This window comes from Thermanaerothrix sp. (assembly GCF_056331585.1).
The window spans coordinates 1-17,457 of sequence record NZ_JBWGPQ010000035.1 but is presented as its reverse complement, the minus strand read 5'-3'; the positions used below and the strand labels follow the sequence as shown (position 1 = coordinate 17,457).

Annotated in this window: 16 protein-coding genes and 1 tRNA gene; 10 read left to right on the top strand and 7 right to left on the bottom strand. The window is 52.1% G+C overall.

Features of this window, described 5'->3' with window-relative positions; genetic code table 11:
* Nucleotides 1–3 precede the first annotated feature (3 nt).
* The 4 genes from AC01YT_RS11165 to AC01YT_RS11150 are packed head-to-tail and all read left to right on the top strand — an operon-like array spanning nucleotide 4 to nucleotide 3,834.
* The gene (locus tag AC01YT_RS11165; protein WP_476675464.1) at nucleotides 4–1,002 is read left to right on the top strand and encodes an ABC transporter permease; all 999 of its coding nucleotides are present in this window, start codon (nucleotides 4–6) and stop codon (nucleotides 1,000–1,002) included.
* Complete coding sequence (locus AC01YT_RS11160; protein WP_476675462.1) at nucleotides 999–1,850, top strand: ABC transporter permease; 852 nt, start codon at nucleotides 999–1,001, stop codon at nucleotides 1,848–1,850. The genes AC01YT_RS11165 and AC01YT_RS11160 overlap by 4 nt, the downstream gene beginning before the upstream one ends.
* Before the next feature lie 3 nt (nucleotides 1,851–1,853).
* The gene (locus tag AC01YT_RS11155) at nucleotides 1,854–2,816 is read left to right on the top strand and encodes an ABC transporter ATP-binding protein (RefSeq protein ID WP_476675460.1); all 963 of its coding nucleotides are present in this window, start codon (nucleotides 1,854–1,856) and stop codon (nucleotides 2,814–2,816) included.
* Nucleotides 2,809–3,834, top strand: a complete 1,026-nt coding sequence (locus AC01YT_RS11150) for an ABC transporter ATP-binding protein (RefSeq protein WP_476675458.1) — start codon at nucleotides 2,809–2,811, stop codon at nucleotides 3,832–3,834. The genes AC01YT_RS11155 and AC01YT_RS11150 overlap by 8 nt, the downstream gene beginning before the upstream one ends.
* Nucleotides 3,835–3,905: 71 nt before the next feature.
* On the opposite strand, the gene AC01YT_RS11145 is transcribed toward AC01YT_RS11150, so the two are convergent.
* Entirely contained in the window at nucleotides 3,906–4,181 is a 276-nt protein-coding gene (locus AC01YT_RS11145; RefSeq protein WP_476675456.1) for a hypothetical protein, read from the bottom strand.
* A 390-nt stretch (nucleotides 4,182–4,571) separates the two neighbouring features.
* On the opposite strand from AC01YT_RS11145, the gene AC01YT_RS11140 reads away from it, so the two are divergent.
* The 3 genes from AC01YT_RS11140 to ndk all read left to right on the top strand — a co-directional run bounded on the left by AC01YT_RS11140 (nucleotide 4,572) and on the right by ndk (nucleotide 9,113).
* A complete protein-coding gene (locus tag AC01YT_RS11140) occupies nucleotides 4,572–5,792 on the top strand; it encodes a sigma-70 family RNA polymerase sigma factor (RefSeq protein WP_315624217.1) in 1,221 nt (406 codons plus the stop codon).
* Between the two features lie 131 nt (nucleotides 5,793–5,923).
* A complete protein-coding gene (locus tag AC01YT_RS11135) occupies nucleotides 5,924–8,632 on the top strand; it encodes a tetratricopeptide repeat protein (protein ID WP_476675454.1) in 2,709 nt (902 codons plus the stop codon).
* Nucleotides 8,633–8,657: 25 nt separating this feature from the next.
* Nucleotides 8,658–9,113: a nucleoside-diphosphate kinase gene (ndk, locus tag AC01YT_RS11130; RefSeq protein ID WP_476675452.1), complete on the top strand. Its 456-nt coding sequence runs from the start codon at nucleotides 8,658–8,660 to the stop codon at nucleotides 9,111–9,113.
* A 79-nt stretch (nucleotides 9,114–9,192) separates the two neighbouring features.
* On the opposite strand, the gene AC01YT_RS11125 is transcribed toward ndk, so the two are convergent.
* The 5 genes from AC01YT_RS11125 to gmd form a co-directional block, all read right to left on the bottom strand.
* On the bottom strand, nucleotides 9,193–10,515 hold the full coding sequence (locus tag AC01YT_RS11125; protein WP_476675450.1) for a Kelch repeat-containing protein: 1,323 nt from the start codon (nucleotides 10,513–10,515) through the stop codon (nucleotides 9,193–9,195).
* 108 nt (nucleotides 10,516–10,623) lie between these two features.
* Nucleotides 10,624–10,695: transfer RNA gene (locus tag AC01YT_RS11120), tRNA-Gly, on the bottom strand.
* A gap of 83 nt (nucleotides 10,696–10,778) precedes the next feature.
* Nucleotides 10,779–11,387 carry a transglycosylase SLT domain-containing protein gene (locus AC01YT_RS11115; protein ID WP_476675448.1) on the bottom strand — a complete coding sequence of 203 codons (609 nt, stop codon included), beginning with the start codon at nucleotides 11,385–11,387 and terminating at the stop codon, nucleotides 10,779–10,781.
* Nucleotides 11,388–11,483: 96 nt separating this feature from the next.
* The gene (locus tag AC01YT_RS11110) at nucleotides 11,484–11,972 is read right to left on the bottom strand and encodes an arsenate reductase/protein-tyrosine-phosphatase family protein (protein ID WP_476675446.1); all 489 of its coding nucleotides are present in this window, start codon (nucleotides 11,970–11,972) and stop codon (nucleotides 11,484–11,486) included.
* A gap of 20 nt (nucleotides 11,973–11,992) precedes the next feature.
* Nucleotides 11,993–13,072: a GDP-mannose 4,6-dehydratase gene (gmd, locus tag AC01YT_RS11105; RefSeq protein WP_476675444.1), complete on the bottom strand. Its 1,080-nt coding sequence runs from the start codon at nucleotides 13,070–13,072 to the stop codon at nucleotides 11,993–11,995.
* Between the two features lie 259 nt (nucleotides 13,073–13,331).
* Here gmd and AC01YT_RS11100 point away from each other — a divergent pair, with 259 nt between their 5' ends.
* Both AC01YT_RS11100 and AC01YT_RS11095 read left to right on the top strand, forming a co-directional pair.
* Nucleotides 13,332–13,760, top strand: coding sequence for a hypothetical protein (locus AC01YT_RS11100; protein ID WP_476675442.1), 429 nt, complete (start codon nucleotides 13,332–13,334; stop codon nucleotides 13,758–13,760).
* Between the two features lie 36 nt (nucleotides 13,761–13,796).
* Entirely contained in the window at nucleotides 13,797–14,153 is a 357-nt protein-coding gene (locus AC01YT_RS11095) for a YtxH domain-containing protein (protein WP_476675440.1), read from the top strand.
* A 43-nt stretch (nucleotides 14,154–14,196) separates the two neighbouring features.
* Here the strand turns inward: AC01YT_RS11095 and AC01YT_RS11090 are convergent, their stop codons facing one another.
* Entirely contained in the window at nucleotides 14,197–15,813 is a 1,617-nt protein-coding gene (locus tag AC01YT_RS11090; protein WP_476675438.1) for an NAD(P)H-hydrate dehydratase, read from the bottom strand.
* 98 nt (nucleotides 15,814–15,911) lie between these two features.
* Here AC01YT_RS11090 and AC01YT_RS11085 point away from each other — a divergent pair.
* On the top strand, nucleotides 15,912–17,457 hold a 1,546-nt coding region (locus AC01YT_RS11085; RefSeq protein WP_476675436.1), incomplete at its 3' end, for a spermidine synthase.

The window sequence follows — 17,457 nt, the reverse complement described above, 5'->3', positions numbered from 1 at the left end:
GTCATGCGACGGTATTTGACACGTAAAATCCTGATTTATATTCTGACTTTCTTTCTCGCGGTGACAATTGATTGGCTCATTCCGCGCTTCATGCCCGGTGACCCGATTCGCAACATGTTAGCGCGCGTCTCAGTGGCTTCCAATGCCTCAGCCATCCAGATGATGTATGACTATTATGCGCGCCTGTTTGGGCTTGATCTCCCCTTGTGGCAACAATACCTCAACTTTTGGAAAGCGCTATTCCAGGGCAACCTGGGCATTAGCACGTATCTTTTCCCCACCCCGGTCATTGATGTTCTAAAGCGTGCGGTGCCTTATGACGTGTTCCTTCTCGTTCCATCCATCCTTCTGGGGTGGTATGCTGGCAATCATTTTGGGGCTATTGCGGCACGCTCTAAGCGCCTGGATAATTTCATCCTTCCCCTTAGTTACATCTTGACAGCCACGCCCTATATGTGGCTGGGCATTCTATTGGCCTGGTTTTTTGGGATTGTCCTGGGATGGTTCCCCATTGCTGGAGCCTATAGTTTCTCCTTACGCCCAACCTGGTCTTGGGGTTTTCTACTTGATTTGCTTCATCACTGGTTCCTCCCGTTTGCCTCTCTCTTTATAATCGAATTTGGGGGATGGGCTATCGGTATGCGTAATATGATCATTTATGAATTAGAGGCCGAATACTCACGTTATTTGACTGCCTTGGGAGCCCCCAAGCGTCTGATCCGCCAATATGCGTTCGACAATGCCATCCTGCCCCAAATTACTGGCTTAGCGCTTAAGTTGGGGGTTATTGTGGCGGGCGCCTTGGTCACCGAAGTGGTTTTTTCCTATCCAGGAATCGGTTATCTTCTCCTGGCCGCGATCCAAAATCAGGATTACTTCCTGATTCAGGGTTGTTTTCTCTTCATTATTCTTGGCGTCTTAATAGCTAATTTTATGATTGATATCGCCTATCTCGTGGTTGACCCGCGAACACGTAGGGGCATGGTGGGAGAGTCGGCATGATTAAGCGGAGCGAGCTCCTCTATTTCACATTGCGCAACAAAAAACTGGTCATCGGGAGTATGATTATCCTGGTATTCCTGCTCTTGGCATTGATCGGACCAACCTTTGCCCGATACCAGCCCATGGACTATGCCAGCCCACTTGGTGCCGAGCCCCCCTCTGCAAAATACTGGTTTGGCACGACCTTTTTTGGGCAAGATGTCTTCTCGCAGTTCGTTCATGGCCTACGGGCCACATTTATCGTCGGCCTGCTGGGGGGTGGTCTTGGCACTCTGATGGGAATGCTTGTCGGCTTCACCGCCGGTTATCGTGGTGGACTCCTTGATGAGATCCTTAATGCCTTCACCAACATCGTGCTTGTAATTCCTACCCTGGCCGTTCTGCTGATTATTGCCGCCTATTTACAAGTACGTAGTCTGCTCATGGAATGTTTGTTCATCGGGTTAACGGCTTGGCCTTGGGCAGCTCGTGCCATTCGTGCGCAAACGTTCTCCCTCCGCTCCCGTGATTTTGTAGATCTGGCCCGATTGAGCGGCATGACTTCGCTTAAGATCATTCGCGATGAGATCGCGCCCAATATGATGTCTTATTTGGTGCTGGTCTTCATCCTGCAATTTGGAGGGGCTATTCTCACTGCTGCCACCTTGGACTTTATCGGCCTGGGTCCAACCAACACGATCTCCCTGGGATTGATGATGCAATATGCCGTCCTGTGGGGTGCCTTGCCCCTGGGAATGTGGTGGTGGTTTGTTCCTCCCGGCTTGGCGATCACAGCTATCGTCGGCGCCCTTTACAGTATGAACGTGGGACTGGACGAAATCTTTAATCCCAAATTACGTGAGATGTAAACCATGGCTTTAACCGTTGAAAATTTGACAGTTTACTACCAAACCCTGCGCGGGGACGTTCATGCGCTAGAACATGCAACGTTCCAGATCAACGATGGCGAAATCATGGGTTTAGCGGGCGAGTCGGGATGCGGTAAGACAACCTTGGGGCACAGTCTAATTGTGCTCTTTCCGCCGATGAAATATATCACTGGGCGTGTGCTACTGGATGGGGAAGAGTTACCCATCTGGGACTCCGAAAAGATGAACGCTTACCGATTCCGTCGAGTTTCTCTGATCCCCCAGTATGCTATGAATGCAATGAACCCCATCCGCAAGATTGGGAAAATGACTCAGGAATTGCTTGAATCGCGAGGGGTAGATTTCAAAGAAGTTCTACCGGAGTTGAGGCGACGGCTAGATCTCGTCGCCTTACCTCATGATGTCCTCAACATGTACCCCATCGAACTTTCTGGGGGTATGAAGCAGCGTATGGTCATGGTGATCTCCTCACTGCTCAACCCTTCTCTTCTTATTGCAGATGAAATTACTTCAGCCCTGGATGTCGCAACTCAAAAAGCCGTGGCCGAGATGCTGGTGGAATTCCGCGACCGCCAGTTTGTCAACAACCTGATCGTGATCACACACGACATCTCGGTACTGTACCAAATTGCCGATACCATTCTCATTATGTATGCAGGAGTTCTGGCTGAAAAAGCTCCCACGAAATCCATCATCGAATCTCCGCGTCATCCCTATACGCGATTGCTCATCTCGTCCTTACCTGAGGTGGGGGTACGCCACGCTGAAAAACGGTTGCAGGGTATACCGGGTAACCCACCTTTGCTCTTGAACCCACCTTCAGGGTGTCGCTTTCGTGATCGCTGTCCTCTGGCTTTTGAGCGTTGTCTGGAAGAGCCGCCATTTATTGAAGTAGAGAAAAATCACTTTGTGGCTTGTTGGAAGGAGATTGAGCCCCATGCTTAAGCTGGATAACGTCTCCAAGGTTTACCGCGTTGGCGCTTTCGGAGGTAAAGCCCTTTATGCCGTTAATAACGTAAGTTTTGAGGTTCAGAAAGGCGAGGTAGTCTCGCTTATCGGCGAAAGCGGGAGCGGCAAGAGCACGATTGGCAAAATGGTATTGCGCCTACTTAATGTGACTGACGGCAAGATCACTTTTAACGGGACAGACATTTCAACCCTTGAGGGTGAGGCATTGAAAGACTACTACCGACAGGTGCAAGGGGTCTTTCAAGACCCGTTCAGTTCCTACAATCCCATCTTCAAAGCTGATCGAATCTTTAAGGTCCTTCACGATGAATTTTTCCCAGAAGTGCCGGGGACGGAATGGCAGAAGCGGGTCGAACACGCCCTTTCCTCGGTGGGGCTGAACCCCGCCCACGTCCTGAATAAATATCCGCACCAACTCAGTGGTGGGCAGTTACAACGCTTCCTTATCGCCCGCGCCTTGCTACTTGATATTCAGTTTTTGGTCGCCGACGAGATCATTAGTATGCTCGATGCCTCAACCCGCATTGACGTGCTCAATTTGCTGGCCGATCTCAAATCGCGCGGGCTTTCCATCTTGTTTATCACCCATGATCTCTCACTGGCTTACTATATCAGTGAGGGGGCTGTGATTCTTTATAAGGGCTATGTGGTCGAACAAGGCGCCGTTGAGAGGATCTTCCATACCCCTTTACATCCTTACACGCGCATGCTCATGGAATCAGTCCCACGCCTGGATCGCAAATGGGAGAAAGGAGTCTCTCTCTTAGAACGCAAAATTGAGGAATTTCGAAATGGATGTCCTTATTTTGAACGTTGCCCGGTTGCCGAGAAACTGTGCGCCGTCTATCGCCCTCCCCTGATCGAGGTAGAGACCGATCATGCAGTCGCGTGTGTCCACTACCAATTCTCTGCAGATGTTCCCAAACCGGTTACTTTACCCCATAGGAATCGCACCAGGGGATACCCCCACTTTAGCGAGGTGGGGAATGGCTGACGTTCAGACATGAGTTGGGACAGAACAAAGAACCAGCGAAGTGAAGGCTGTCAAACATGGCTACGGATCCGCTACCACTCGCGAGGCGAAATAGACCCCTTCTGCTGAGCAAGATGAACAACCCTGAATAACGTCTCCATTTCGTGCCCTTTTTGCGCTGAGGGTCCCCCGGAATGTGCTCGTCTCTGGACACGTTTGTAAGCCGCTTCGTTGCGGCCATGCAGGTGAGCGGCAATCTCGCTCAAGCGCAGGGAGCGTGCCGCCAGAATAGCCTGCCCAATTTCGGCGGTGAAGGAGTCATCGAAGAGATGTGGCATAAATGGACGAAGATTAATATACTTGTGCATGAGGAGCCTCCTACGGATAGGGGTTGTTGCACACCAAATTTATCCGTTTTGAGGCTCCTTTTCATTTGTGTGCCCTAACTTATGTCCAAAGATCAGCACACGTGAAATATGACCCAATCAGGTAAGATTAGAATTTGATTAGAATTTCGTCAACCTATTGAAATCCGGCTCAAATTGATGTATATTTTTATCACCCCATGTAGGCAGCGGGAAGAATGAACTTAACCGCTGTCTATTTTCGTGTCTTACCATGGGGATAAGACAAATTCTTACCTTATAAACTTAACGCATACACGTATTGAATTTTCATAAAAAAAAGTGTATGCTGATAAACGAGACGAATAAACGCTTTGAAAACTACTCTCGGTTAACGAGGATAATAGAAGGCCTATGGAAAACCCGTTGCTTAATGTTGTGGACGAAGACGAAGAATATCCTGCAATTGCACGACTGATTGAACTGGGGCGCCAAAAGGGCTACGTCACAATTGACGACATCCTGCACTTTTTCCCTGAGGCAGAGCAGGACGTTGATCAATTGGAAGAAGCCTTTTCGGCGCTGATGAGCGCAGGTATTCCTTACCTTGAGGATGAACCTCTTAGCGGCGAACTCGAGGAAGAAGAGGAAGAGGAACTGCTCGAGGAAGAGCCCGAACTCGAGGCCATTGAGCATGACCTCAACCTCGATGACCTGCGCGACATTGACACCGATGACACCATCGGTCTGTACCTCAAAGAGGTGAGCCGTGTGCCTCTGCTCACCGCCGAGGAAGAGGTGGAGTTAGCCCAGCGCATCGAACGCGGCCGCATGGCGCGCGAGGAACTGGCGCGCGGCAATGTAAGCCCCAAGCGCCGGCTGGAACTGCGCAAGTTGATCGAAGACGGTTGGGCCGCGCGTGAACACCTGATCACGGCCAACTCGCGCCTGGTCATCAGCGTGGCCAAGAAATACATGGGGCGAGGCGTCCCCTTCCTTGACCTCATCCAGGAAGGGAATATCGGTCTGATTCGCGCCACCAAGAAGTTCGACTACCGCCGTGGACACAAGTTCAGCACGTATGCCACTTGGTGGATTCGCCAGGCCGTCACGCGTGCCATCGCCGACCAGGGGCGCACCATCCGCGTGCCGGTGCACATGGGCGACCAAATCAATAAACTGCTACGCGTCCAGCACCAGTTAACACAACGTCTGGGGCGTGAGCCAACCGTTGAAGAACTGGCCGAAGAATTGGATGTGCCACCGAAGAAGGTGGAGAACATGATCCAAGTAGCTCGCCGACCGCTCTCGCTGGAAACGCCCACCGACGATGAGGAAGATTCGGTGCTGGGAGACTTCATCGAGGACGAAGAAGCGCCACCTCCTGATGACACAGCCACCTACAATCTGCTGCGCGAGCACCTGGAAGAGGTGCTCAACACCTTGCCACCGCGCGAGGTGCGCATCTTGCAACTACGCTATGGCCTGCTTGATGGTCAGGCCTACACGCTGGAAGAGGTTGGCCGTAAAATGGGTGTCACGCGCGAACGGGTGCGGCAAATCGAGGCCCAAGCCCTCAGCCGCTTACGGCACCCCAGCATTCGTCGCAAACTTAGGGACTACCTTGGTGAATAACCATCTCCGATTGCCCATTCCACATCCGTGCAGGCTGAACGTGAAATTAGCTTTGCACGGATGTCTTTTTTGGAACACCCCCTCTTGCTTGATTGGCGGAGTTAGGGCATACTAAAAAAGGGAGGTGGCTCATGCCCAAAATCTCATTACGTGCTTATAACCGAGAAATTGAAAACCTCATCGAAAACGGGCAAACCGATGCAGCCATTGCTCACTGCCGCCACATTCTGAAATTCTTTCCCAAACACATTGATACCTATCGCCTTCTGGGAAAAGCCTATTTGGAGGCTCAACACTATACTGAAGCAGCAGATATTTTCCATCGCGTGCTCTCCTCAGTACCCGATGACTTCATCTCCCAAATCGGCATGAGTATTATCCGCGAGGATGAAGGCAACCTGGACGCGGCCATCTGGCATATGGAGCGTGCTTTTGAAACCCAACCCTCTAACACCGCCATCCAGGATGAATTGCGTCGCCTTTATGGTCGTCGCGATGGTGTTGCCCCCCCCCGCATTCGCCTTACACGCGGCGCGCTGATTCGTATGTATGCCCGTGGCGAACTTTACCCTCAGGCCATTGCCGAAGCAAGGGCTGCCCTGGCTGAAGATCCCAATCGTGTTGACTTAGAGGTTATTCTCGCGCGTGTATATTACCTCTCTGGTCAGAAAGTTGCCGCAACCGAGGTTTGCACACGCCTGGTGGGCAAGTTACCGTATTGTTTCGAAGCTAATCGCATCTTAGCCGAAATCCTCCCCACCACCTCTCGCGCTCAAGATGCCACCATTTACCGCCAACGGGTGATTGCAATGGATCCTTACCTGGCGCATATGACACCAGGGATGCTCTCGCCGCTCGAGGTTCCCGACAATGCCGTTATGCTCGACTATCTCGAATGGCAGCCCGAGTTGGCAACTCCTGCCCAGCCCGAATGGACCCGCACCGTTGGGGTAACCTGGCTGGCCGAAGAGGAAGAAGCCTTGCCGGATTGGTATTCCGCACTACAGAAACAGCCGACTGCCACTGAGGTTGCTCCCTCCGAAACCGCGTCGCCAGAAAGTATCTTGGCAGAGGCAACTGAACAAACGACACCCGCTGAACCCGAATCTCTTATTCCCGACTGGATGCGCGAAGCGGGCTGGGAGATGCGCGCCTCAGGCCTTGCAGAAGAAGAACCCCAGGAATCGGCACCGTTTCTAGACGAAGCACCCGAATCCCTCGTTGAACCAGCTGAAATTCCAGAATGGCTTCAAGACATTGTTCCGTCTGACTTCAAGATCGAGACCGAAGAAAGCCCCGAACAGACCGAAGCCTGGTTTGAGAACCTGCTTCAGAGCGGCGTTACCCAAACCCAACCTAATAGTGAGGAAGTTAGCCCCCCTGAAGCAAGCGCAGAATTTGAAGCCTCTTTGACGACACCCCTCTCCGAAGAAGAACCTCCGGCTTGGTTGGCCGATCTGACTTCCCCCGAGTCTGTCACACTTGAAGAAACCACCGAATCTCCGACAGAATGGCCGCATCCGGAATGGGCAGTAGAATCTACACCGAGTCCGCCAGCCCATGAAGAATCACCAACCATGGAAGAAATGGCGGCAGAGACCCCTCTGACTGTAGATGAAGTCGCTCCCTCCGCGATGACAGCCACATCACCTAGTGCAGATAAGATTGCTCCCGACCTCCAACATCTGGAAGCGGTGCCCCCAAGTAGCGAAGACATTGAAGCTGCTCTGGCATGGTTGGAAAGTCTGGCCGCCCGCCAGGGAGCAGATGAGGCCACGCTCATCACACCAGCCTCTGAACGTCTTGATCAACCACCCACCTGGGTGATCCAAGCCAAAGAAACAGAGAGTGAACCCACGCCGCCGACCTATCTGCCTGAAGCACTATCAGGGTTAGAAGAGACTACAACCACTGAGGGGGCAGAACCAGCCATTCCTAGCATTGAAACTGAGCTCTCCGTAACGAGCGGCTCACCTACCGAGGTAGAGATTCCCCTGGATTCGGAAGCCACCTTTGCCTGGCTCGAAGGGCTTGCCGCACGCCAAGGTGCAGATGAGGAAACCCTACTCACCCCACCCGAACAGCGGTTTTCACACCTCCCGGACTGGGTGAGCGCTCAACGCGAACTAGGCGAAGAACTCATAGAAACGCCTGAGGAAGCGCCCATTGCCTCTGAGGAAACCGCCATTTCCTTTGAGGAATCCACTGCCGGGGAGGTTCCTGGCCTGAGTGAGGCCACACCAACAACTCAAGAAGCCATCCCCGAATGGTTGCAAGAGGTCCTGGAACCCCCTCTCACTCCTCTCGAGGAAACTGAAACGCTCATCCATGCCTCAGAGATTCCCCCATCCGAGCCATTGGAGACCATAGAGGACACACAGCCAGTACGCGTTGGTGGCGGTATCGAATCAACACCGTTACCGCCGATTGAAGAGGAAAATATCCCCGCATGGTTACAAGAACCCACCGAGCCAATGCCCCAGGCTTTGGGGGAAGAAGAGAGCGCTTGGATTCCCGAACATGCCTTGTCGTCGTCCGAGGAATCCCAACCTATCGTTGAGGCTGTTTCCGAAGCGTCGGTGGAAACGACTTTACTATGGTTACACGAGGCGCAAAACGCGCTACAAGCCGGTAACTTGGAACGGGCACTTCAATTCTATAATCGTCTTATCCAAGAGGCTCAACACCTCGAAGATGTCATTCATGACTTGCACGAAGCACTCTACCGCTATCCCATTGATGTTGGGCTGTGGCAGGCCCTAGGCGATGCTTATGTACGCAGTAACCGCCTGCAAGAAGCCCTAGATGCTTACACCAAAGCCGAAGAGTTGCTTCGTTAAAGCCATCACGACATGGAGGATCATTGTGGAACGAACACTCGTCTTAATCAAACCGGACGCCGTACAACGCGGACTCATCGGTGAAGTCATCCTCCGATTGGAGCGCCGCGGCCTGAAGCTCATCGCCGCCAAGTTTTTACAGGTAAGCCAAGAGTTGGCTGAAGCCCACTACGCGGTTCACAAAGGAAAACCCTTCTACGAGGGTTTGGTGAGCTACATCACCTCCTCGCCCCTCATGGCAATGGTATGGGAAGGCCCCAATGCTGTGGCAGCGGTGCGCCAAACCATGGGTGCCACCCGCCCTACTGAAGCTGCCCCCGGTACTATTCGTCATGATTTTGCGCTTGAGGTGGGGCGCAATCTTACGCATGCCTCCGATTCACCTGAAACTGCGGCCCAGGAAATTGCCCTCTGGTTCAGACCTGAAGAGATTTATCCCTGGGAACGGGCAACAGACCCCTGGATCGCGGGACAGAATTAATACTTGTCCTTACCCTGTACCCCGTTAATCATTAGGCCTCGGCATTTCCCGAGGTCTTTTTCATTTCCCAATACCCTGCTTAGCGGTTGATAACCGGAAGATTGATCGTGTAAAGAGCCTGATAGGCAAGATGGGTTTCCTGTTCTTTCTCTTCCCAGCGCCCACCGATAAAATGCAAGCGTGTATCTGTGGAAAGAAGCAAGCCTTCTTCACCCATTAATGTAGGGAGAATAGCGATCTGTTGCCACTCGTCGCTTGCCTCCAGGTACGCCCACAACGTTTGCTGCTTCTTTTCGGATGGATTTAGCGACTCGCCCACTAGGTAAAGATTACCGGCTAAAGCGGTCATTGCAATCGGCTTCAAAGAAGCGGGCAAACTCTTTCGTTTTTCCCACACTTCATCCTGTTCGGGTTCTCGATTGGGATAATAAGCCCAAAGTTGAGGCATCGTTTGCGTTTCACCTCCATACCCTATCAGGTAAATTTTGTTATTAACCACGGCTGAATAAAGACGGTCATACGCTAAAGGTATCTTACCGACTTCTTTCCACTGCTCAAGAGCGGGATCATACACCAAGATGGACGAGATGAACGCTTTCCCGTCCCATCCTCCAAAAAGGAACAGCCGCCCCTCAAAAGCCGTTATCGCATAAGTGCATATGGGATAGGGTAAAACAGGCCCAATTTCCCACACATCACGGCGTAGATCATAAACTTCTAGCACATCACTGGCCCGACCATCTGCAAAGCATCCCCCGGGAATATAAAAGCGTTCTCCTAAAATCGCTCCACCTATTTTTTCTACCGGTGTGGGTTTAGGATGATGGCCCTCCCAGGTATCCTGATCAAGACCATAGGCCCACACTGCCCCATCTATCCCGTGGGAAGTTCGTCCTCCCACCACCAACAACCAATTCTCATAACGTGCTCCTGCCATTCCGCTGCGCCCAATGGGCAAAGACGCTAAGGCCTTAAATCGGTGCTCAATTTGAAGTTCTGGGGTGTCGGCAGGCATTAGAGGTGGCAGGATTAGAACGCGCACAAGCAACGTGATCCCGAAAATGGCCCCTATCAACAGAACAATACCACGCCAGGAAAGCCACCAACTTCTCACCGGTGATTGAGATACAGCAGAAAAAGGTTGGTTGTTTTGCTCAAGGGGAGTTTCATAGGTGGAAGCAGGGATGGGCGACTCTACTATGCCATGCTTCAAGGCGTAAAGTGTGGCTTCAGTGCGCGAGACCACGCCAATCTTGCTAAAGATATTGCGCAGATGCACTTTAACCGTATTGGGGCTGATAAATAACTTTTGCGCAATTTCTTTGTTGGATGCGCCGGTAGCAACCAGACGCAAAATTTCGCGTTCGCGCTCGCTTAAGGTCACCTGTTCTTCTTCGGCCATGTTTCAATTATACGGTGAGAAAGATGATCCTGTGTCCCCCAAAAAATTCCTGCAATGAAGAAACTGCCTCAAATTCTGGCGGTATCTTACAATCAGGTTTGGTTTCAGAGCGGGTGACGGGATTCGAACCCGCGAATCGTAGCTTGGGAAGCTACTGCCTTACCACTTGGCCACACCCGCATTGCGTGTAAAATTATAGCCAGAGGTGATAGGAATGTCAACGTTTTTATCACCTCTAGCTGTAATTCAAAGGCCATGTTCCCTTACCGATAAGTCTCGTAAATTTTCAGAACGATATCGGCATAATAATATCCCACGTCGATCGGGCCATAAGCGCGCAACGCCTCGCGTACATCTCCAGTGCGGTTAATTAATCCTGCTAGCATTCGCGTGCCATAAGCGATATTTAACTCGGGATCAAACAATTCGTCCATGCTAGGACGCGAAGCAAAACAAGGGCCGTTTTTACACATGAAATTTGCCGCCAAACCATCCCGTGGCATGATCTGCATCAAACCCACCGCCCCGCTCTTGGAGTATGCCTCAGGATTACCACCGCTCTCTTGCAAAATAACGGCAGCGATAAGATTGGGATCAAGCCCATTTTCTGCGGCATATTGCTCGATAAGAGCACACCAGCGGCGTACTTTATCGGGATAGCGGGGACTTATCGAACACTCACCATTGGCCACAATCTCATCATGACCTGCAGAAACCTCCGCAGCCCCTACAGGTGTGGGCGTTGGGGTCATCGAAATCTCCCCCGCCGCCTGAACCGTTAGATTGGGGCTGGCAATCCAGCGCGTGAATAGAATCAGGAACAAACATCCCAGCAGAAATCCAGGTACAATGGCAAATGTGGCTCGGCTCATCGCAGCACCTCACTTTTTGGGGTACTTTTATTATAGCACATTTGTTCTACTTCATCCAACCCCCATTTTTCAAGGGAATTCAAACGTGCACTCGGATCAACGTTTGCGTTTCTGGGCCAGTTGCAGGCCTAAAGCCACAATCCGATCCCATCCTTCTTCTAACAAGCGCCGGATCAATGCCGACGCTTGTTCAAAGTCGGCTAAACTCCCCCCGATAGGATCTGGCACGTCGTAAGTTTGCCCTATCATCTCGGTCAGTAAATAGACTCGCGCGGCAAGTTCAGGATACTCAACCCTCAACGCCTCGCGTTGATTTTTCTCCATCACTAAAATCAAATCAGCCTGCTCCAGAATATCCCCATTAACCTCGCGTGAGCGATGCGAGGATACATCCAAACCGAAGCGGGCCATCACCGTTTGCACCTCACTCACCACAGGTTGACCCGGCATCGCCCACGTACCTGCCGATTCCACCCGCCATTCGCGCCAATCTTTACGCCGTTGTTTCAGCAACGCCCGAAACAACTCCATCGCCATCGGGGAGCGCACCCGATTGGCCGTACACACAAAAAGAACGGTGGGCATAAATCCCCCCTCACATCGCTTTATGGTAAGCGTTCCATGCTAACCACCTGGTGCTCCCAGCGATGCCAGCCGGAGGAGAAACGCTCAGCCAGAATACGCTTTCCTTCACCAGGCGCAGTTAACCCCATTAATTCCAAGTCAGCATCCACCATAATCCGCACCAACTCATGAAACCGCACCTTAGGTTCCCACCCTAACTCGCGTCGCGCCTTGCTGGCATCCGCCAGTAAGAAATCCACTTCGGTGGGGCGGAAGTAGCGCGGATCAATACGTACGTAATCATGCCAGTCCAAACCCACATAACCAAAGGCTTCATCCAGAAATTCACGCACCGAATGTGCTTCTCCCGTGCCAATAACGTAGTCATCCGGCCGATCTTGCTGAAGCATTAGCCACATGGCTTCCACGTACTCAGGAGCGTATCCCCAGTCACGTTTGGCATCCAGATTGCCCAAATAAAGATAGCGTTGTTTACCCGCCATGATCGCCGCTACGGCGCGGGTGATCTTACGCGTGACAAACGTTTCTCCCCGGCGCGGTGATTCGTGGTTGAACAAAATACCGTTACAAGCAAAAAGTCCATAACCTTCGCGATAATTTCGGGTAACCCAATAGGCATAAACCTTGGCCGCCGCATAAGGGCTGCGCGGTTCAAAGGGAGTTTGCTCGTTTTGGGGTGGTTTGGCACCACCAAACATCTCACTGGATGAAGCCTGATAAAAGCGAGCCTTGCACCCGCTTTTACGGATGGCTTCCAAGACCCGAGTCGTGCCCAAACCGGTAATATTGCCGGTGTATTCAGGCATGTCAAAACTCACCCGCACATGAGATTGCGCCGCCAGGTGGTATATCTCATCCGGTTGAATGTTATAAATGAGATCCATAAGGCTTTCCGGGACCGAAATGTCCCCATAATGGAGATAAAAGGGCAACTCCCCTCCATTAGGATGCGGGTCGCGGTAAATATGATCAATCCGTCGGGTATTGAATGTGCTAGCACGGCGGATCAAGCCATGAACTTCATAGCCCTTAGAAAGCAAAAACTCCGCGAGGTAAGAGCCATCCTGGCCGGTAATGCCGGTAATCAAGGCCTTTCTCAACTAACTACCTCCCCAAAATAATAACCTCAGGGCTAACTTGCCCTGTGCTCCAAGTATACCCAGGCTGCTCACACCTGTCAAATTCACGCGTTGGTTCACATAAAATGTTACTGAAGTAAGATGGTTAGCTCAGAGGACTTCAACTAGTGTGATGCGGTTGCCCTGTGCAGCAGCCATCATACCCATCGCCCCTTTCAAAATAAAAATCTATTTCATCATAAATCCAGATTGAACGAGCGGCGTATGCTATAATGGAGGTATGACTCAGCAACTTCCTCTCTCTCCTTCTGAGAAACCGACTTCGCACCCCCCCGAGAGTAAACGATTTACAGGCATCATCATTGGAATCATTATTCTTCTCATTCTGGTTATTGCAGGCATTACGCTGCTTGCAATTGCCCCCGCTGAAACAACCGCCCGTGTACGTGATATTTTCATTATCGTCCTCGCGCTTGAATCGCTTCTTTTGGGAATAGCACTCATTATTCTGATCGTCCAACTGGCTATTTTGATCAACCTGCTTCAGAATGAAGTCAAACCCATCCTGGAGGCTACCCAAGAGACCATCAATAATTTGCGTGGAACAACGGTGTTCTTATCCAACAATCTGGTCGAACCCGTGATAAAACTCAACGAGTATCTTGCGGGCTTGAAGAAAATCCTTGACCTGTTACGATTTGGGCGCTAAGATGAGGTTCTAGTTTTTTACCAAAGGAGGTAAACCATGTCAGATCGCAGTGAATTTGGGGCATTCTTAATCGGCTTTGTCATCGGTGGGTTGAGTGGGGCAATCGCCGCTTTGTTGTTAGCTCCTCAATCGGGTGAAGAAACCCGCACTCAGATCAAAGAAAAAGCCATTGAATTGCGCGATAAAACGTCCGAAACCATGGGAGAAGCCTACAGCCAGGCTGAAGCTGCAGCCCAAGAGGCTATCCGCCGTGCTGAAGCCCTTCTGGCCAAAGCCAAAGAAACAGCGCGCGAAATTCAACAACGGGGACAAAAGATCCTGGAAGAACAGAAAGCACATCTAGGCAGTACAGCCGAATCCCAAACCGCTGGGTCTGAAGGCGAAAGCGCGTAATTCCTTTTTATTTACAAGACAGAGGAGGTGCTCAGGCTTGGCCCTATAGCCTTCTGAGCACCTCTGGTACCTGCTCGAGAATATCGCCTGCCAAAACACAGGCTTCATGACCAAGCGTTTGGGCCGCTAATAGGCCGGCCTGGGCGTGAATCCAGGCAGCAAGCACGGCTGACTCCAGCGGCGCCACCCGCTGAGCCAATAATCCCACGACCAACCCGGCCAGGACATCCCCGCTACCGGCGCGAGCCAAGGCTGCGCTAGCCACGGGAATAATAAAGACACGTCCATCAGGTGCCGCCACCACAGTCAGTGCCCCCTTTAGCACGACAACATGCCCCCACTCAACTGCAAAGCGTTGGGCAACCTCTAACCGATTGGCTTGAATCTCAGCCACCGGGAGTTTGGTTAAAACGCTCATCTCTCCAGGGTGCGGGGTTAACACGCTTTGAGCCGGCAGAACGTGCCACCACTCAGGAATACGCGCCAGATGCCGTAAACCATCTGCATCCACGACACAGGGTGGCAGTGACGGTCGCTCGGGATTGACACTCTCTTCCCTGACGACAAATCCCAAGGGATGACGCTTCAAAGATTCCTCGCTCTTACCCAGCAGGCGGGCTACAAATTCCGCGGTCGTTTCCTCTATTCCCAACCCGGGCCCAATCAGAATCGCAGTCACTCGCTCCAATGACTCCAGCACCACACTTGCAGCATCACGATCAATAACCCCCAACTCACTGGGCAAGAGTACCCATGTAGCCTCAGGTAAATGCCCGGCCAAAGCAGCATGCAGGCTACCAGGTAGAGCTACTCGCACCAAACCTGTCCCGATCCGATACGCCGCCTTAGCCGCCAACCACACCGCGCCGGTGTAGTTTACTGAGCCAGCGATAATCAAGGCGGTGCCAAAAGTACCTTTGTGAGCCTGACGCGGGCGGGGCGGCAAATAGTTACGGCAGTAATTGGCTTCTGCCATGTATAAGTTCAATCCTTCGTATGCCTTTAGGTCAGAGGGAAGCCCAAGTGAAACGACCTCCAAATCCCCCACATAATCAAAAGCCGGAAAGCGCAGTAACCCAATCTTGACTGCCTCCATGCAAATCGTGAGTTCTGCTGGGATTGTACCTTCGGCGACCTCACCGGTATCACAATCCACCCCGGAAGGACAATCTACAGCGACGACGTGTGGCAGGGGATGGAAATGGGCCACCTCACTCAAAAACTTCCCCACCTCTCCGCGCAGGGGCAGTTTTACCCCGGTGCCGAAAATGCCATCTAACAAAACCCGAGCTTCGATCAGCCAAGAATGAAGCCCATCCTGAGCAGGGTCGTCGCCCAGGTTTATAACCTCTCCCCCTGCGGCCACCAATTCTCTAAGCAATGAATCTTCTTGTGGGCGGGGACGAACCAAATAGGCTCTTGCTTGCCATCCCCAGCGCGCCAGATGGGTGAGCGCCACCAGGGTATCTCCCCCATTGTTCCCTGAGCCCACCAATCCAACTACCACCTTTGGGGTTACATCATGATAGCGCTGCTGGACAATCCTCGCCACCCCTTCACCGGCGCGCTGCATCATCAGGGCGTAGGTGATCCCTCGTGCGTCTGCCTCTTGCTCAATAGCCCGCATTTCTGCCACCCGAACTACCCGCACTGCATTCATGCTTACCTCATCCTATTCCTAAGTCTTGGTTGATCTAATTTTATCCTTAAACCCTCCGATCACCCTTTGAGACCAGGCTTAAGAGTATAATCATCATCATGCGCAGGTTGCTCTACGTAACCGTTTTCTTCGCTGGCCTTACGACCTTGGCTTTGGAAATGACCGCCTCTCGCCTGCTGGGCAATTATTTCGGTACTAGCAATCTGGTCTGGGCAAGCATTATCGGCTTGATTTTGATTTACCTCACTGCGGGCTATTTTCTCGGCGGAATCTGGGCAGATCGTTCCCCCCAATTCTCCACTTTTTACCAGATTCTGATTTGGAGTGGCTTGATCATCGCCCTCATTCCGGTCATTTCCCGCCCAGTGCTCAGACTGGCGGCGGATGCCTTTGACGCGTTAGAGTTGGGGGTTCTGTTTGGTTCGTTTGCCGGAGTTATGGTTCTCTTCAGCCTCCCGGTGACTCTCCTGGGCACCGCCTCCCCTTTTGCCATCCGCCTGGCACTTCAGGGCTCCCGCCAGGCAGGAAGCATTTCCGGACGCATTTATGCCATCTCCACCCTTGGCTCCTTTTTAGGCACTTTTCTCCCACCTTTATGGTGGATACCAACTCTGGGCACTTACCGTACCTTTTTAGTCTGCAGTGCTATTTTGCTCATTACCGCGCTCATCGGATTGGGAATCAGCAGTGGATGGCGGAAGGTGTTACGTTATGCCTGGACGCCTGTCGTCCCGCTTCTAGTCTTTCTGATCGGCCTCAAAGGCAGCGATAAAGCCACTCGAGGGTTAATTTATGAAACCGAGTCAGCCTACAACTACATCCAGGTTTTACAGGTGGGAGAGTATCGTTTTCTGCGATTAAACGAAGGTCAGGGTATTCATTCTGTCTATCATCCTACACAGCGCTTCTTCGGCGGCCCCTGGGAGCAGGTCTTAATTGCTCCCTTCTTTAACCCGCCCCCGATGACAACTAGCGCGGTGACAGATATCGCCATTGTGGGTTTGGCAGCGGGCACAACCGCACTTCAAGCCACCGAGGTCTACCCCCAAGCACATATAGACGGCTATGAAATAGATCCGCGCATTATCGAGGTCGCACGTAAATACTTTGGAATGACCGAACCCAACTTGAACGTCATTATCCAAGATGGCCGCTGGGGATTGGCAACCAGTCCCAAGCGCTATCAGATCATCAGTTTAGACGCCTATCGCCCACCCTATATTCCCTGGCATATGACTACCGTGGAATTCTTTCAAATCGTCTATGATCACCTCACCCCTGACGGTGTCGTCGTGCTCAATGTTGGGCGCGGCCCTCAGGACCGCCGTTTGTTGGAGCGCCTGAGCAGCACTATGCGGCGTGTCTTTCCTTCCGTTTATGTGGTAGATCTCCCCGGAACGTTCAACAGTCTCCTCTTTGCCACTCGCCAACCCACCAGCGCGGAAAACCTTCGCCTCAATTATGACTCGCTCCGGCAGGATCCAAAAACGCCTCAACTACTTTTGGAGACCATGGCACTGGCGCTGGCCAATTTGCAACCCACTCCGCCGCCTGGTCCTGTTTTTACCGATGACCTGGCACCGGTAGAGCAGATTACAAATGCCATGGTTCTGGATTATTTGCTGTTTAATCCCGGAGGGCAAT

Bases quoted from the DNA above. Each gene is read 5' to 3' on its own strand.
- AC01YT_RS11165 (WP_476675464.1), top strand. From the start codon at position 4: ATGCGACGGTATTTGACACGTAAAATCCTGATTTATATTCTGACTTTC.
- AC01YT_RS11140 (WP_315624217.1), top strand. From the start codon at position 4,572: ATGGAAAACCCGTTGCTTAATGTTGTGGACGAAGACGAAGAATATCCT.
- AC01YT_RS11160 (WP_476675462.1), top strand. From the start codon at position 999: ATGATTAAGCGGAGCGAGCTCCTCTATTTCACATTGCGCAACAAAAAA.
- AC01YT_RS11155 (WP_476675460.1), top strand. From the start codon at position 1,854: ATGGCTTTAACCGTTGAAAATTTGACAGTTTACTACCAAACCCTGCGC.
- AC01YT_RS11115 (WP_476675448.1), bottom strand. From the start codon at position 11,387: ATGAGCCGAGCCACATTTGCCATTGTACCTGGATTTCTGCTGGGATGT.
- AC01YT_RS11110 (WP_476675446.1), bottom strand. From the start codon at position 11,972: ATGCCCACCGTTCTTTTTGTGTGTACGGCCAATCGGGTGCGCTCCCCG.
- AC01YT_RS11145 (WP_476675456.1), bottom strand. From the start codon at position 4,181: ATGCACAAGTATATTAATCTTCGTCCATTTATGCCACATCTCTTCGAT.
- AC01YT_RS11150 (WP_476675458.1), top strand. From the start codon at position 2,809: ATGCTTAAGCTGGATAACGTCTCCAAGGTTTACCGCGTTGGCGCTTTC.
- AC01YT_RS11135 (WP_476675454.1), top strand. From the start codon at position 5,924: ATGCCCAAAATCTCATTACGTGCTTATAACCGAGAAATTGAAAACCTC.
- AC01YT_RS11095 (WP_476675440.1), top strand. From the start codon at position 13,797: ATGTCAGATCGCAGTGAATTTGGGGCATTCTTAATCGGCTTTGTCATC.
- AC01YT_RS11100 (WP_476675442.1), top strand. From the start codon at position 13,332: ATGACTCAGCAACTTCCTCTCTCTCCTTCTGAGAAACCGACTTCGCAC.
- AC01YT_RS11125 (WP_476675450.1), bottom strand. From the start codon at position 10,515: ATGGCCGAAGAAGAACAGGTGACCTTAAGCGAGCGCGAACGCGAAATT.
- AC01YT_RS11090 (WP_476675438.1), bottom strand. From the start codon at position 15,813: ATGAATGCAGTGCGGGTAGTTCGGGTGGCAGAAATGCGGGCTATTGAG.